This window comes from Providencia sp. NPDC089933 (assembly GCF_049545585.1).
Taxonomy (GTDB): Bacteria; Pseudomonadota; Gammaproteobacteria; order Enterobacterales; family Enterobacteriaceae; genus Providencia; species Providencia huashanensis.
This window is the reverse complement of the sequence record NZ_JBMWDT010000001.1, coordinates 89,524-102,701: the sequence shown is the minus strand read 5'-3', so window position 1 is coordinate 102,701 and position 13,178 is coordinate 89,524. Positions and strand designations below refer to the sequence as shown.

Annotated in this window: 13 protein-coding genes; 6 read left to right on the top strand and 7 right to left on the bottom strand. The window is 41.0% G+C overall.

Annotated elements, in window-relative coordinates; all coding sequences use genetic code 11:
• Window position 1: 1 nt before the first annotated feature.
• From ACPEH5_RS00495 to ACPEH5_RS00475, 5 genes are all read right to left on the bottom strand, one after another.
• Entirely contained in the window at window positions 2-205 is a 204-nt protein-coding gene (locus ACPEH5_RS00495; protein WP_154637547.1) for a tail protein X, read from the bottom strand.
• Window positions 202-666 (bottom strand): head completion/stabilization protein, encoded by a 465-nt coding sequence (locus ACPEH5_RS00490; protein WP_281111221.1) that lies wholly within the window; start codon window positions 664-666, stop codon window positions 202-204. Before ACPEH5_RS00490 ends, ACPEH5_RS00495 begins: the two co-directional genes overlap by 4 nt.
• A 66-nt stretch (window positions 667-732) precedes the next feature.
• Window positions 733-1,425: a phage terminase small subunit gene (gpM, locus tag ACPEH5_RS00485; protein WP_281111222.1), complete on the bottom strand. Its 693-nt coding sequence runs from the start codon at window positions 1,423-1,425 to the stop codon at window positions 733-735.
• Window positions 1,425-2,501: a phage major capsid protein, P2 family gene (locus ACPEH5_RS00480; RefSeq protein WP_281111223.1), complete on the bottom strand. Its 1,077-nt coding sequence runs from the start codon at window positions 2,499-2,501 to the stop codon at window positions 1,425-1,427. The genes gpM and ACPEH5_RS00480 overlap by 1 nt, the downstream gene beginning before the upstream one ends.
• 26 nt (window positions 2,502-2,527) lie before the next feature.
• The gene (locus tag ACPEH5_RS00475; protein ID WP_281111224.1) at window positions 2,528-3,352 is read right to left on the bottom strand and encodes a GPO family capsid scaffolding protein; all 825 of its coding nucleotides are present in this window, start codon (window positions 3,350-3,352) and stop codon (window positions 2,528-2,530) included.
• 169 nt (window positions 3,353-3,521) lie between these two features.
• Between ACPEH5_RS00475 and ACPEH5_RS00470 the strand changes: the two genes are divergently transcribed.
• The 5 genes from ACPEH5_RS00470 (at window position 3,522) to ACPEH5_RS00450 (ending at window position 8,908) form a co-directional block, all read left to right on the top strand.
• Entirely contained in the window at window positions 3,522-5,279 is a 1,758-nt protein-coding gene (locus ACPEH5_RS00470) for a terminase ATPase subunit family protein (protein ID WP_281111225.1), read from the top strand.
• Window positions 5,279-6,304, top strand: a complete 1,026-nt coding sequence (locus tag ACPEH5_RS00465) for a phage portal protein (RefSeq protein ID WP_281111226.1) — start codon at window positions 5,279-5,281, stop codon at window positions 6,302-6,304. Before ACPEH5_RS00470 ends, ACPEH5_RS00465 begins: the two co-directional genes overlap by 1 nt.
• An 832-nt stretch (window positions 6,305-7,136) precedes the next feature.
• Window positions 7,137-7,427, top strand: a complete 291-nt coding sequence (locus ACPEH5_RS00460; protein WP_423727008.1) for a hypothetical protein — start codon at window positions 7,137-7,139, stop codon at window positions 7,425-7,427.
• A gap of 88 nt (window positions 7,428-7,515) precedes the next feature.
• Window positions 7,516-7,815: a helix-turn-helix domain-containing protein gene (locus ACPEH5_RS00455; RefSeq protein ID WP_272681112.1), complete on the top strand. Its 300-nt coding sequence runs from the start codon at window positions 7,516-7,518 to the stop codon at window positions 7,813-7,815.
• A complete protein-coding gene (locus ACPEH5_RS00450; protein WP_281111228.1) occupies window positions 7,793-8,908 on the top strand; it encodes a reverse transcriptase family protein in 1,116 nt (371 codons plus the stop codon). Before ACPEH5_RS00455 ends, ACPEH5_RS00450 begins: the two co-directional genes overlap by 23 nt.
• Window positions 8,909-9,053: 145 nt before the next feature.
• On the opposite strand, the gene ACPEH5_RS00445 is transcribed toward ACPEH5_RS00450, so the two are convergent.
• On the bottom strand, window positions 9,054-9,263 hold the full coding sequence (locus tag ACPEH5_RS00445; protein WP_281111229.1) for a hypothetical protein: 210 nt from the start codon (window positions 9,261-9,263) through the stop codon (window positions 9,054-9,056).
• Between the two features lie 106 nt (window positions 9,264-9,369).
• Here ACPEH5_RS00445 and ACPEH5_RS00440 point away from each other — a divergent pair, with 106 nt between their 5' ends.
• Window positions 9,370-9,969 (top strand): hypothetical protein, encoded by a 600-nt coding sequence (locus ACPEH5_RS00440; protein ID WP_281111230.1) that lies wholly within the window; start codon window positions 9,370-9,372, stop codon window positions 9,967-9,969.
• A gap of 546 nt (window positions 9,970-10,515) precedes the next feature.
• Here ACPEH5_RS00440 and ACPEH5_RS00435 read toward each other — a convergent pair.
• The gene (locus ACPEH5_RS00435) at window positions 10,516-13,176 is read right to left on the bottom strand and encodes a toprim domain-containing protein (protein ID WP_281111231.1); all 2,661 of its coding nucleotides are present in this window, start codon (window positions 13,174-13,176) and stop codon (window positions 10,516-10,518) included.
• Window positions 13,177-13,178 lie beyond the last annotated feature (2 nt).

Here is a 13,178-nt window from a genome sequence, read left to right as displayed (position 1 = left end):
GTTAATCCCAAAGTTGGATCATGGCTTTTTTGGGCTGCTCGGTGATATCGGGTAATTCAACTGTTACCCCATGCGTTAATATTGGGCCCATATCAGCAAGGTTTGGGTTAAGCTCTAAAGCTTGCTCAACCACTCCGGCTGTCTGCCCCAACACCCTAAAGCACAGGGCATCCAATGTTTCGCCTTGCAACGCCATCACTTTCATATCAACTCAACAATATTGTGTGATTCACCCTTGATGCGCTGAATTGCCCATTGCACATCACGCCATAATTCATCAATCGTGGTACCTAAACCCTCGGCTTTTTTCTCACCACTGTTAGTGGTATCTACATCGCGGTAACGTTCGGTCAAATTGGCTTTCGTTTGGCTGTAAACCGCACGACGATAGAGCAATACCAATTCACTCTCTGCATTCACAAATTCAGCCGGAATTTTATCCATTGACGCATAGCCCTTTTCAATCTGGCTTTGTCGCCAAGCGGATAACTCCCGATTGATTTCAATGATGGCGTTAGTGATGGCATGCTTGAGGCGCTCTGGCGTCAGCTTTCCATCTGTCAGCATGGATTTTTGATAATCCAGTGCATGGATATCAGGAAAGAAATCGCCACTGTGAAAAACTTCATCAGTGATGTTTAGTGATTGTGAGGAAGTAAAATCCATACATTGCCTCTAAATAGGTGGGCGGTGGACAAAAGGAGTTAAATCACATTATTCCTTTGTGCCGCCCTAGCGCGGTGGCTCGTTCAGTTGTTCCGTGTTGTTCTCTTGCTGCTTTTCTAAGTATTTCTCAAGCTGACGCAAGTCTTGCTTCACACCAACACGGTCATTTAATTCCAATGCTCTCAACCATGAGCAGGTTGCGGGTTGAGGTTGATTATTGTCTCGCTGGGCATAGCCTAACCACTTATAAAGATTTGCACGGACTTGGTCTGGCATATCTTCATCAATCGTTAGCGTCATGGTTCGAGTAAGGACGTCCAACGGCATCGGGGTTTTAGCGGCGTATTGCTTTTCAGCCTGATCAGCAATCTCTTCCGCAATAGCACAGCCCGTTGTGCGGGTGTGCTTATCGGGCATATTGAGGTTATAACGCAAAGCGTAGTCGGCAATATCTAATGCCCCGTGATAATCACCAGCATCAATACGCCACAACATCACCCGCATCGTGACATCATCTTGCTGACCTTTACCGCTCGCCAAAATACCAGCAACCCAAGGCGCATAATTAGGCAGCATTTCCCGTTTAACACTCGCTTTACGCTCAAAAGACTGGATGCGTTTTAACCGACGGCGGTCAGCATTCATCATCAGTGTCATTTGTGTGTAAGCCGTTCCCGTTTGCATAATCGGATCGCGCTGTTGCGCGTCCTTTTCTGCGCCCATACGGATAACGTGCCGACGGAAAATACTGCTGCTCATTACTCGCCGCCCTCGCCCTTATCAGCTTCTGGGGCTTTTGCTGGCGCATTCACCATTTCGATATTTTCAATCAGCGCAACACCGCGATAATCTTCAACTACGTAGGCTTCATTGACCGATTCGTAGTTTTCGATTTGGTCACGCTTTGGATTGTCCAATATATGGCGGCGGCGAGTTTCGTTCTGCCAGTAAATTGACAAGTTATCGAGACGGGTGATCAGAAGTGCGTTATCAGGGAAATACGGGGCGCGAACGGCTTGCAAGCCGCCAATGCGTTTTTGGCTGATGATCATATCTGCCGCGAGTTTTTCGCTGTTTTCCTGCTCTTTATTGACTAGCGGGAAATACTTATCACTGAGTAACTTACGACCACAAATCACTACGATATCAGTATCATCTTGATATTCTTCATCAATCAGATCATCAACCGCGCTCATCACCAAAGCGTCAAGGTTATGGAAATCACCATCAACCCCGACGCGGATTGTCGCAGAAATCACGTTCCCGTCGGCATCTTTGACATCACTGACCACATGTTCTGGCGCGTCATTTCGCACTTTTTGCAGCCAGCCGATATTGACGTCTTGCAGTAATTTATTCACTTCACGATTAGAGTCTTTCGCGCGGCTGGTACCGTTAAAACCAATCATGATACGGTCAAGCGCTTGACGACGAATAATCGCGTTACGAATACGTAACTGGAAGTCTTTAAACTTCGCCCATAAATCTAATTTTTTATACGAAATAGACGTATCAAAGTTGGTTTGCTCACACTTATATGTCACTTCATTCAGTGCGCTTGGATCTGTTGGCTGACGGTCTTTTTTCGTCGTATCCGTTGTACCGGCTACGGTTGAACCTACGCCAAGCCCAATGACAGAGCCAGACTGCTCATCAACAGGAACCACGTTTACCATGGTTAAAAATGCCGCGCTTTGCTGAATGTTATCTTCTAGCGTTTGGGCAATAGACGGATTCACTTCAACTTTGCTGGATAACGCCTCCACTTCAACATCAAACAGCGACGCTAACTGAGTGAGAAAGGCATTAAATTGAAATCGGGTATGTTTTTTCATGTTTGCTCTCAAATTTGTAGGGCTAATTAGCAATCCGTCAGGAATTCAGGGGCAGTCGAGCCGTTATCACCCAACGACTGTGGTCGATTTACATTGCTTCCATCCGTTTGTTTGAGCGTGGCTTTTAGCTCATTCAGCTCATTACGTAGCTCACTGACTTCATGCATTTCGCTTTCGTAAGCGCTTAATTTTGTTTTGGCTTCATTCAGCTCTAAACGCACGGCATCAATCGTTTGAGCGCACAGCTCAACGCTTTTATCGACATCAGAAAAACGAGCATCGTCTTTCTTGCTTTTTCCTCGCAACATTTCGGTTACGCGAGAAAATAATGACGGGGTTTCCGGCTTTTCTTCATCGAATTCAAACAGGGTTTCTTCCGCAAGCGTGAACACGTTCTCTTGAGATTGCTTACGACCAGATAGCGGGTTAACACTGTTGGTTGCGCTAAATTGCAGCATTTCAGTGCCAAGGCTGGCAGGGTTATCGGTTACTGCTAAACCAACAAGGTAGGCTTCGCCGGTGTCTGCGAACTTCGGGTTAATTTCCACTGAGGTATACACTTTCTGACGCTTTTTATTCATTTCGATCAAGTCGTCAGTTGGCAGTAACGTGGCATACAAGCCCAGCTTGCCTTTTAGCGCACCCTCTTTAATTTCTTCGGTATAAACAGACTCCACATCACCAAAACGCGGCATCCATTCATACTTTAAGTGTTCAGAGTTAATGCGAGCACCATACACGCTGGGATCGTAATTTTTTTCGATATCAGTTAGCCAAGAACGCTGTACCGTGCGCCCATCTGTCGTGGCACCCTCAACACAAATTCGCACTGGCTTGGTTTTTTTCGTCATGCAAATGACTCCATCAGCAACAAAACGGGATTGTCAGAATATTTTTCAAAAATAAGTGGCTTATAGGTTTCAGTGTTTACATCAAGGAGACAACGGATCGCTGTTGTATGAAAGGCAGGTACAACACAACGCCAGCGCGCGCGAGGATTGCGCTCAGTAATCTGGCTGCATGAATACATTACATGATTTTGAACCCCGCAAACGCGCGATGCACCTTTATTTCAGTGGGCACCGTATTGCGCGTATTGCCGAAATTTTAAAAGAAAAGTCATCCACGATTCATAGCTGGAAACGGCGCGATAAGTGGGATGAGATCACGCCAATTGAACGTGTCGAAATGACGCTTGAAATGCGGCTTTGCACACTCCTTGAGAAAGACAATAAAGAGGGAAAAGACTTCAAAGAAATCGACTTACTTTACCGCCAAGTTGAGCGACACGCCAAAATCCACAAATACCAGAACGGCGGTAATGAAGTTGATTTAAATCCGAAGTTGGCCAACCGCAATGCCGGCGAACGCCGCCCACCCGATAAAAATGTATTTAGCGAAGAACAAATTGAGCGATTAGAAGAAATCTTTCGTGAAAACATGTTCGGCTATCAAAAGGTTTGGTATGGCGCCGGCAATCAATATCGAATTCGCGACATTCTCAAATCCCGACAAATCGGAGCAACGTATTTTTTTGCACGAGAAGCTTTCATTGATGCACTGACTACGGGGCGAAATCAAATCTTTCTATCAGCAAGTAAGGCACAAGCCCACGTTTTTAAAGGCTACATCATTGAGATGGCGCGTGAAGTTGATGTGGACTTGAAAGGTGACCCCATTGTTTTATCAAACGGGGCAACCCTCTATTTTCTCGGTACCAACGCAAAAACGGCCCAGAGTTATCACGGCAATTTATACCTTGATGAATTCTTTTGGATACCCAAATTTCAAGAATTGCGGAAAGTTGCCAGCGGCATGGCACTCCACAAAAAATGGCGTCAAACCTATTTCTCTACTCCATCAAGCCTGACGCACAGTGCTTATCCGTTCTGGTCTGGAAAATTATTCAACCGAGGACGCGCTAAAGCTGACCGTATCGATATAGACGTCAGTCATGCAGCTCTCGCCACTGGCAGGCTATGTGAGGATGGGCAATGGCGTCAAATCGTCACTGTTGAGGACGCTATCAAGGGGGGATGTGACTTATTTGATATCAACCAATTGAGGCTGGAATACAGCCCCGATGAATATCAAAACTTGCTGATGTGTGAGTTTGTCGATGATATCGCGTCGATTTTCTCACTGGAACTGATGCAACGATGCATGGTTGATAGTTGGGAAGTTTGGGAAGATTTCCAGCCTGAAATGTATCGTCCTTATGGCTATCGCTCGGTTTGGATTGGGTACGATCCCGCCAAGGGTACCGAAAATGGTGACAGCGCCGGTTGCGTTGTGATTGCTCCGCCATCCATGATGGGTGGGGCCTTTCGCATATTAGAGCGCCATCAATGGCGCGGTATGGATTTTCGCGCCCAAGCGGAAGCCATCAAGCAACTGACTGAACGCTATAACGTCGAATATATCGGCATTGATTCCACCGGTATTGGCCACGGTGTTTATCAATCCGTTTTAGAGTTTTTCCCGCAAGCCCGTGAGTTTGTCTATAACCCCGCCATGAAAAACGCCTTAGTGCTTAAAGCATGGGATGTGATCAACAGCGGCCGGTTAGAGTTCGATGCCGGTGACACTGACATTATTCAATCATTTATGGCCATTCGCCGTTCAACTACGGCCAGCGGTAACCGACCGACCTATGAAGCCAGCCGCAGTGAAGATGCCAGCCATGCTGACTTAGCATGGGCAGCAATGCATGCCTTATTCAATGAACCGATCACCGGTGACAGCACTCAACACCATAATATTGTGGAGCTATACTAATGAGCCGTAAAAACCGTAACAATCGTAATAAAACTCAAAATACCAGTGGCGTTGAAGCGTTCACGTTTGGTGAACCGATTTCCGTTCTCGACAGTCGTGAAATTTATGATTATCTGGAATGTGTCAAAATGGAGCATTGGTATGAGCCACCAATGAATTTCAATGGACTATCGAAAGCGTTCCGTGCGGCGCCACATCATAGCAGCGCGATTTTTGTTAAGCGCAATATTCTGACCAGTACCTTTAAGCCACATACATTACTTAATCGACAGGCCTTTGATAGCTTTGCGCTCGACTTCTTGATGTTTGGTAATGCCTATTTGGAAGAACGAAAAAATCTATTAGGTGGCTTACTGAGATTTAAGCATATTCCCGCAAAATATACCCGCCGTGGCATTGATGACAATCAATACTGGTTTGCTAAATATGGTTATGAAAGTGAGCCTTATCCCTTTCAGCAAGGCTGTGTGTTTCACTTGATTGAGCCTGATATCAACCAAGAGTTATATGGCTTACCTGAATATCTTGCCGCCCTACCCTCAACCTTACTAAATGAGTCTGCCACGTTATTTCGCCGCCGGTATTATCTCAATGGGAGCCATGCCGGTTACATCATGTATATCAGCGATTCGTCTCAGTCTCCGACCGACATTGAAAATATTCGCAATGCAGTAAGAAGTAGTCGCGGCCCCGGCAATTTCCGTAACTTGTTCTTGTATGCCCCGAACGGAAAGAAAGACGGCATTCAAGTTATGCCTCTGAGTGAAGTCGCTGCGAAAGATGAATTTCTAAATATTAAAAATGTCAGCCGTGATGATATGCTCGCTGCACATCGGGTACCGCCACAAATGATGGGGATCATTCCACAGAATACCGGTGGCTTTGGTGATGTTGAGAAAGCGGCTAAGGTATTTGTTCGCAATGAACTCATTCCACTGCAAGCCAAGATGAAACAGTTAAATGATTGGTGTGGTGAAGAAGTTATTCAGTTTGAGCCGTACCGGCTGGATGATGATAACGAATAGATTATCTCAAAATTAAACATGGTACCGCCTTAATGGCGGTATTTTTTCGCCATTAAGCATGTGATCTCGATGGTTTAAATAATAATAAGCCCCACACTATTATATCAAAACCACCACACCAAGACGAATCAACCTAATTTCATCCCTGCCAAACCGATGCCTAGCCGTCCTGTAATCCATTCTGAGGCGACCTAAAATAATTGCTATCTAGCTATAGATATTTGAATTTAACGCCGCTATAGCTCGGAGAATTTGCGGACAGATTATTAACAATAAACATGTCACCGCGCAATCGTAGCCCCGCCACGCCTGCCCACTAAATAGGTCGGTTTTCATGCACCTGCAAAAGGTCGTCAAAACCGCGCCAGTGGTGGCGCTTCGTGCTGGTAATGACCCTTTTTTTGAACTTGCGAATTTTGGCGAGAAATTGCACATTTAACAAATAGTTTCTTGAAAGAAAAACTATATTAAAGAATGTGTTATCTCTTAGAGAGTAGTCTGATTATAAATATTGCAATTTAGGCTGTGAATTTTAATATAAAAAAGAGTTGCCTGAGGGGAAACTTTTGTATATGATACGAAACATGGTCAAACGAGTTCGTTTGCACTTTGCTCTTTAAAAACCTTAGTGGACGGTAAGGACTAGTAAAGCAGTCATCTATATTTTCATCACAATATGGAATCCCCCCCCTCCCTTTACGTATGACGTACGATGTAGCTAAACGAGTTAAGAAATCGGCGGCTCATAGTAGGCATAATTGGCATTGTTTAATGCGAAAGTAATGGCAGGTATCTGAAATATTTCAGTGGGTATTGGCTGGTGTTATCTACGATGTGCAACACGATCCACAAAACATCTATGGCAGGGGATGCAAAAGCATCGTGTTGTAATAATGTTAATGAGGTTTTTATGAACAATATTTTGGACGCTTTAAAACGCGTACGTAATGAGAGCAAACACATCGTAGATAAAAGTACATTAGATGAATTAGACAAAGCTATTAAGTCTATTGAAGAAGAGATTGAAGATAAGAATAGTGGTAAACCACCTTTTAAGGTTATTTCCTATGCTGTAAAAATACTTTCATTAATTAAGTATTTGACTAGCGATTCTTCCGATTAATCTCATAGTAAGGAGACTATTATGCTTTTTATAACTCAAAAGATGACTACACCAGCCATATTAATCCCATCATAGAGTAGAGGTGAACATGCTTAATATCGGTCTTGCAATGAAACAATGCAGGGACGCGAAAAATTTAACTTTACAAGAAATGGCAGAAAAATCAGGCTTAACGAAGTCTTATCTATCAAGAATTGAAAATTCACAAAGAGATCCAACTATTTCTGCTTTAGAAAAAATATCACTCGCATTAGATATCCCCCTGAATATACTTATATTGCTATCTGAAGTTGAAGATGAAAAAGATAATCGTTTTAATGACATTAATGAGATATTAAAGTCAACTATCATGGATGTCCTTCATAATGGAAAAAAATTGGAGTTATAATAATAGAAGCCTAGCAAAAAAATCCTCTTTATTAAAATTATTAGGTATAAATGAAAATGAATTACTATATGTAATTAATAACAAGTCATTGTTTTATATAGAAAACAAACCAAAGAAAGGAAAAAATGGTAAAATAAGAATTACTTTTAAAGTCATCGGTTTGTTAAAAAAAATACAGAAAAATATAAAAGATAAAATACTACAAAATATTTCTCTTCCAAACTGTATTGTCGGTGGAGTTAAAGGGAATTCATATTTATCCGAATGTAAGGAACATACAAGCCAGAATATTATAATATCAGAAGATATTAAAGACTTTTATCCAACCATCTCTCAACCAATAATCAAAGATGCCTTACAGTACTATTTTAATTTTGGTCCCGAAGTTTCTACTATACTATCTGAATTAGTTACATTTAATGATGGTTTAGTTCAAGGTAGCTCATTAAGTACAGATATCGCTAATATTATTTTTTTAGAAAAAGAAAACTTTGTTTTCCATGAATTAAGCCGGTTAGGTTGCACTTATAGTAGATATATTGACGACATTACAATTAGTTGTGATAGAGAGTTATCTAATGAAGATATAACTAGAATTAAAGTTCTTGTATATGGAATGATTAGAAGCAAAGGGCTTTTAGTTAATAAACAGAAGTCTCATATCATGAGGTCTGGTGATAGAAAAATAGTACATAATGTAAAGGTAAACAACGCTATTAAACCACTTGATAAAAGAAAAAGTGCATTAAGAATGGAGGTTTTTATTTTTGAAAAAAAAGTACAAGACTCTATAGATATACTAGATATATTAAAAACATATAAAAGAATTAAAGGTTTAATAAATACATTAAAGCAACAAGGAGATAAAAATACAGAAAAATATATTTCTAGTTTAAGTGATAAATTAAAGTTAATTGATAGTACAAAAGCTAAAAAAACTATACGAAGTGAAATAAGAAAATGCAAATCGCTACCTGAATTACAAAAAATAAAATCAAAATTAATAGTTTTATCTAAAGTAAACGCATCTTTCAAGGTTATTTTAGACTCAGAGTACAAAACAAAAAAGTTCAAGTTAGTTAGTAAAAAATAAATGTTTCTAGTATAAACTATTTGAAATTTTGTTGTTAATTTCGAGCTAATAAAAATAATCTATTCACTATCAATTCTATGTATAGTCATCATCTTTGATGGCTATACATTTAATAAACGTGTTGGACATATTTTCTGCTGGCATATTAGCCTCTATTTTTTATAAAAATTTCCATTTCTCGTCTTAATGTGCTTTCCTCTTCATTAAATTCAATGTCTGAAATCTGCCTTTGTTGGTTTTTCTGTGATATTTCGCTGTCTAACGCGTTCTCAGCATCCGTTTCTATAAACGCAAAACCGTATTCTCTTATGTTTGATGCATCGCCAGAGCCATGCTCTGGCTCGTAAAATTGCACATATTACAGATTGGACGTGATTTGCGATCTACAATTATTGACAGAACTCCAAGTAAAGCAGTAAATAAGTTAAGAAACGTTCGTTTATTAGCTTGGAGAGAAGAGTATGTATTTCCTAAAAATTAGAATCACAAAACTTGATTTGAACCTTTTTTTGATGGCGCTAGGAATAATCCTGTCATTGTATTTTCATATTTCTACACAAAATAATATCGCAAATAGAGATAAACAAAATATAGAAAACGAAAAGGATAACATAAGGACTATGTTTGCATATGAAATATCATATAACCAATCAAATCTGAGGCTTTTAAATAGCACAAAGACAGCAGGATTTAATTATGATGCTTGTCAAGATGAAGCTTGTGAGCCTAGTGCAGTAGAACTTAACGCCTTTGCTAACATACGATTAAACATTTTAAATACATTAAGAGATGATGTATATACTATTTACCTACCCAAAATATATCTTCTTGACCAGAACGAAGTATCCTTAATAATGAATTATTATTATAGCCAAAAAAGTTTACTAAAAAACTCAAGAGATATTCAACTAGAACTAGGTCAGAATAGAAATAATAAAGAATGGCTTGAACAGAACACATACATCCTTAACAGCGCTTTTGAAGATGAATACTCATTAGGTGAAGAAATATTACGAATGTATAAAACTCATGCTCCTAAAGAAGCATTAGATAAGCTTTAATATTTTATAGAGCAACACTCTGAAAGCCATAGATGTAATTTTTCAGAGTGTAATTATTTTTGTCAAATATAATGCCCCCTTCGGAAACTGGTTACAACGGTTACACTCCACCAAAACAACCTCTAACCCACTGATTATAAAAAACTCCGTTGTAACTTTTTACTGGTTACAACGAGTTACAAAACAGGGGCTAAAAAGTTACACCCTTATAAAACAATGAGTTATGGATTTAATTTGTAACCTCTCAAAACGGTTACAAGTAACCGCAAAGTAACCCATTTGTAACCTTTTACTATTCCTATATTTCTATCTATTATCAATAAGATATAAAACTATTTTAATTTTGTAACCATTGTAACCGCTTTCCGAGCCCCTCCCACAAATTCTCTATTTATATAAAAGACACTTAATAATGCTTACTTATTGCACAACCTCTTATTCTTTCTCTTGTTTGTCATTCTGAGTATTTATGATATTTGCCTGATATCTTTCTACAGATAAAAGAAAGGCTGCACATTGGCAGCCTATAGATGAAGGAATGAGAAACTAACTCTCACTGTTTTCCTGAAACACCCAGCACTTAATCACTTCGGGCTTCTTAAGTTGACTCCCCACCGCAAGCGAACTATTAAACTGGCTGTTCACCACGCTTCGTACCGTCTTAACGCCCACAAATTTACGCATGCGCCCTGACTTCAATAAGTTCTTAATTTCAGTATTCAATTGCATAGATTGGCGGTGTTCACTCGCTACCTGCGCGATATGGTTAAAGTTCACAGCATAAACGCCCTGCTCAATGCTGTGATTCACACCAAACGCCTCATTATCTTGCAGGTAGTCAAACATATCCCAAAATTCCATCACTGGCGGCTGGTCAAGTTGGATCGCCTGAACACGTTGTTTAGCTAACTCAATAATAAAGTCACGAGTCTGACGAATATGTGCCGCTTTTACGGGTAAAACTAACGCTAACGTTTCCAATAATGCAATTAACTGTGCATGGTTTTTGGCGATCCGTTCATGGTTAATCGCCTTATCGGCAAATAACTGCGCCTGTAAGCCATCTACGCGCTCATTGTATTGCTTTAATATCGCCGCTTCTTTCATCAATACCGTAGGCAGAAAACCGGATAATTTTTCAATGGGATAACGCTCAAGGGCAATGGCCGCATAACGAGTTTCGACGCTCTGCTCTGCTTTATCGGTATAAAGATGAATAATCCGTTCTAAAACGGCGCGTGACGCGTTTATCTCTGCGTTCTGTGCAATCACAATGCTGCCTTTAAATAACGGTTCGTAGGTCTCATTGCCGCTATTTTTAACGCCTAATGAACGCGTCGCACGGCCGTTATACAGTGATTTTAACTCTTCCCAATCAAAGGCTTTCAGCTTTGCGTTATCTTGCACGCGATCACTTTCAATTAAACACACAGGTAAATTACTAATCTGCGAAAAATTTCGTCCTCGAGCTGCGGCACTGGATTTTGACGCATCGAATCCCTCGTAATCGGCACGACCACATAAGCGCCATAAAAATTCAATTAAGGTACTTTTACCCGAACCGGGCTCACCGCAAATTTCTAAAAATGGATAGCTTTTATGGGTCTTACGTATCTGCTCTGCGAAGAATGAACCCACCCAAAACGCCAGCACCACATAGCCTTTAGTACCAAACGCCTCCCAAAGTGAGCTTAACCAACTGGTATCAAATTCGCTAAAATCGGTATTAATGGCCAATGATGGGCTAAGGCTTAACGTCTTGATATCCAACTTATTGAGAGAGAAATAATCCTCCTCATTTAGCGTAAAACACTTACCATCCTGCACCGCAACATCATTAAACACATACACGCCATACTCTTTGTTATAACCCACATAATTTTGCGTGATCACCTCTTTAATATCCGGTAAGGCTTGTTTGCAAATGCGGTCCAATTGCAAAGTCGTGCCGGTATAAACCGCCCCTTTGGCCACATGCAATAAACGCTTCTTGAATTCACTGGCACTGGTTAATTGTGAGGCGGTAAACGTGGCTTTAACTTGTGGCTGGCGAGGAAAATCGACGCGCATGTAATACCATGATTCATCAGTTTCAACAGACTTTTGGAAATATAGCGGAGTGGGATAACAATTGGCGATTTCAACTACCGTACCGGACTCTTTCACCGCTTTTTGTCGGGCTTCATCTTCATCTAAATCCGGCTCGGCATCATGGATACGCTCAATGGTTTTCATCATTTTATCGATATCCAACTTAAACCAATACAACCGGTTATCGTGTTGAAAATCGAACTCTGAGCGCTCCGTCCAGTTAAACATTAAACGCGCTTTTTCAAACGCGGTTGAAGCTAACAGTAACTTGCCATAATAGCGATAACGAGCGATATCGCGTTCAGTTAACTTGCCTTTCATGTGCAAGTCATTCCAATCATTGCCAGTATCAATTTCAGCCGGTCTGGCGGCAGTAGAGCGCCATCCATCTTCTTGGCTACGGGCAACAAACTTTTTCATGGCGCGTTCGCCGGCTGCGCCATTATCTAATGCCCAAACTAACAACGGCTTTTTATTGTTGCCTAGCGCAGCTCTCAGCGCATTCAAAGCAACTTCAGGGTAATTATGACAAGTCATTAGAGAGACTGCAGGAATACCATTTTGAATCAAACTGAGTGCATCAAAAATACCTTCAGTTAGCCAAATCTCTTTGGCTTGCGTTAAATCCTGTTGTGGCAGTGTCCACCAATGCCCTTTATAGGAACCAAAGAAGTTAGCTTTGCGATCAAATCGTGACGGTCTATCAATAATCCGTTCCCAATAAGCGCCCTCCGGTAACGAAAATTTAATCGTTGCCGCCCCTAACCCGTTAGCATGATAACTAGACTCAGAATACAGCCCCTTTAATGGTGCAACATCTAGCCCTCGTGCGTGCTGTAAATAAGCATCTGCGGCTGCATTCGGGGCTTGTTGCGTCTTGGGATAGTGCGCTGACCAGTCATCAAATATATCAGGGTAGATTTCTTTAACAATCAGCTCAGCGCCACATTTATTTTCACGGCCACAACGCAACACAAACGGCATTTCAATGGAGGTAAATAGCTCTTTTTTCTTGCAACTTGGGCATACACCTTGGCGCAAATAACCGTTTTGCTCTTTGAATTGAAAGTCGTGTACGAGGCGAGGTAATAACGACTGAATATGATATGATTTCATGT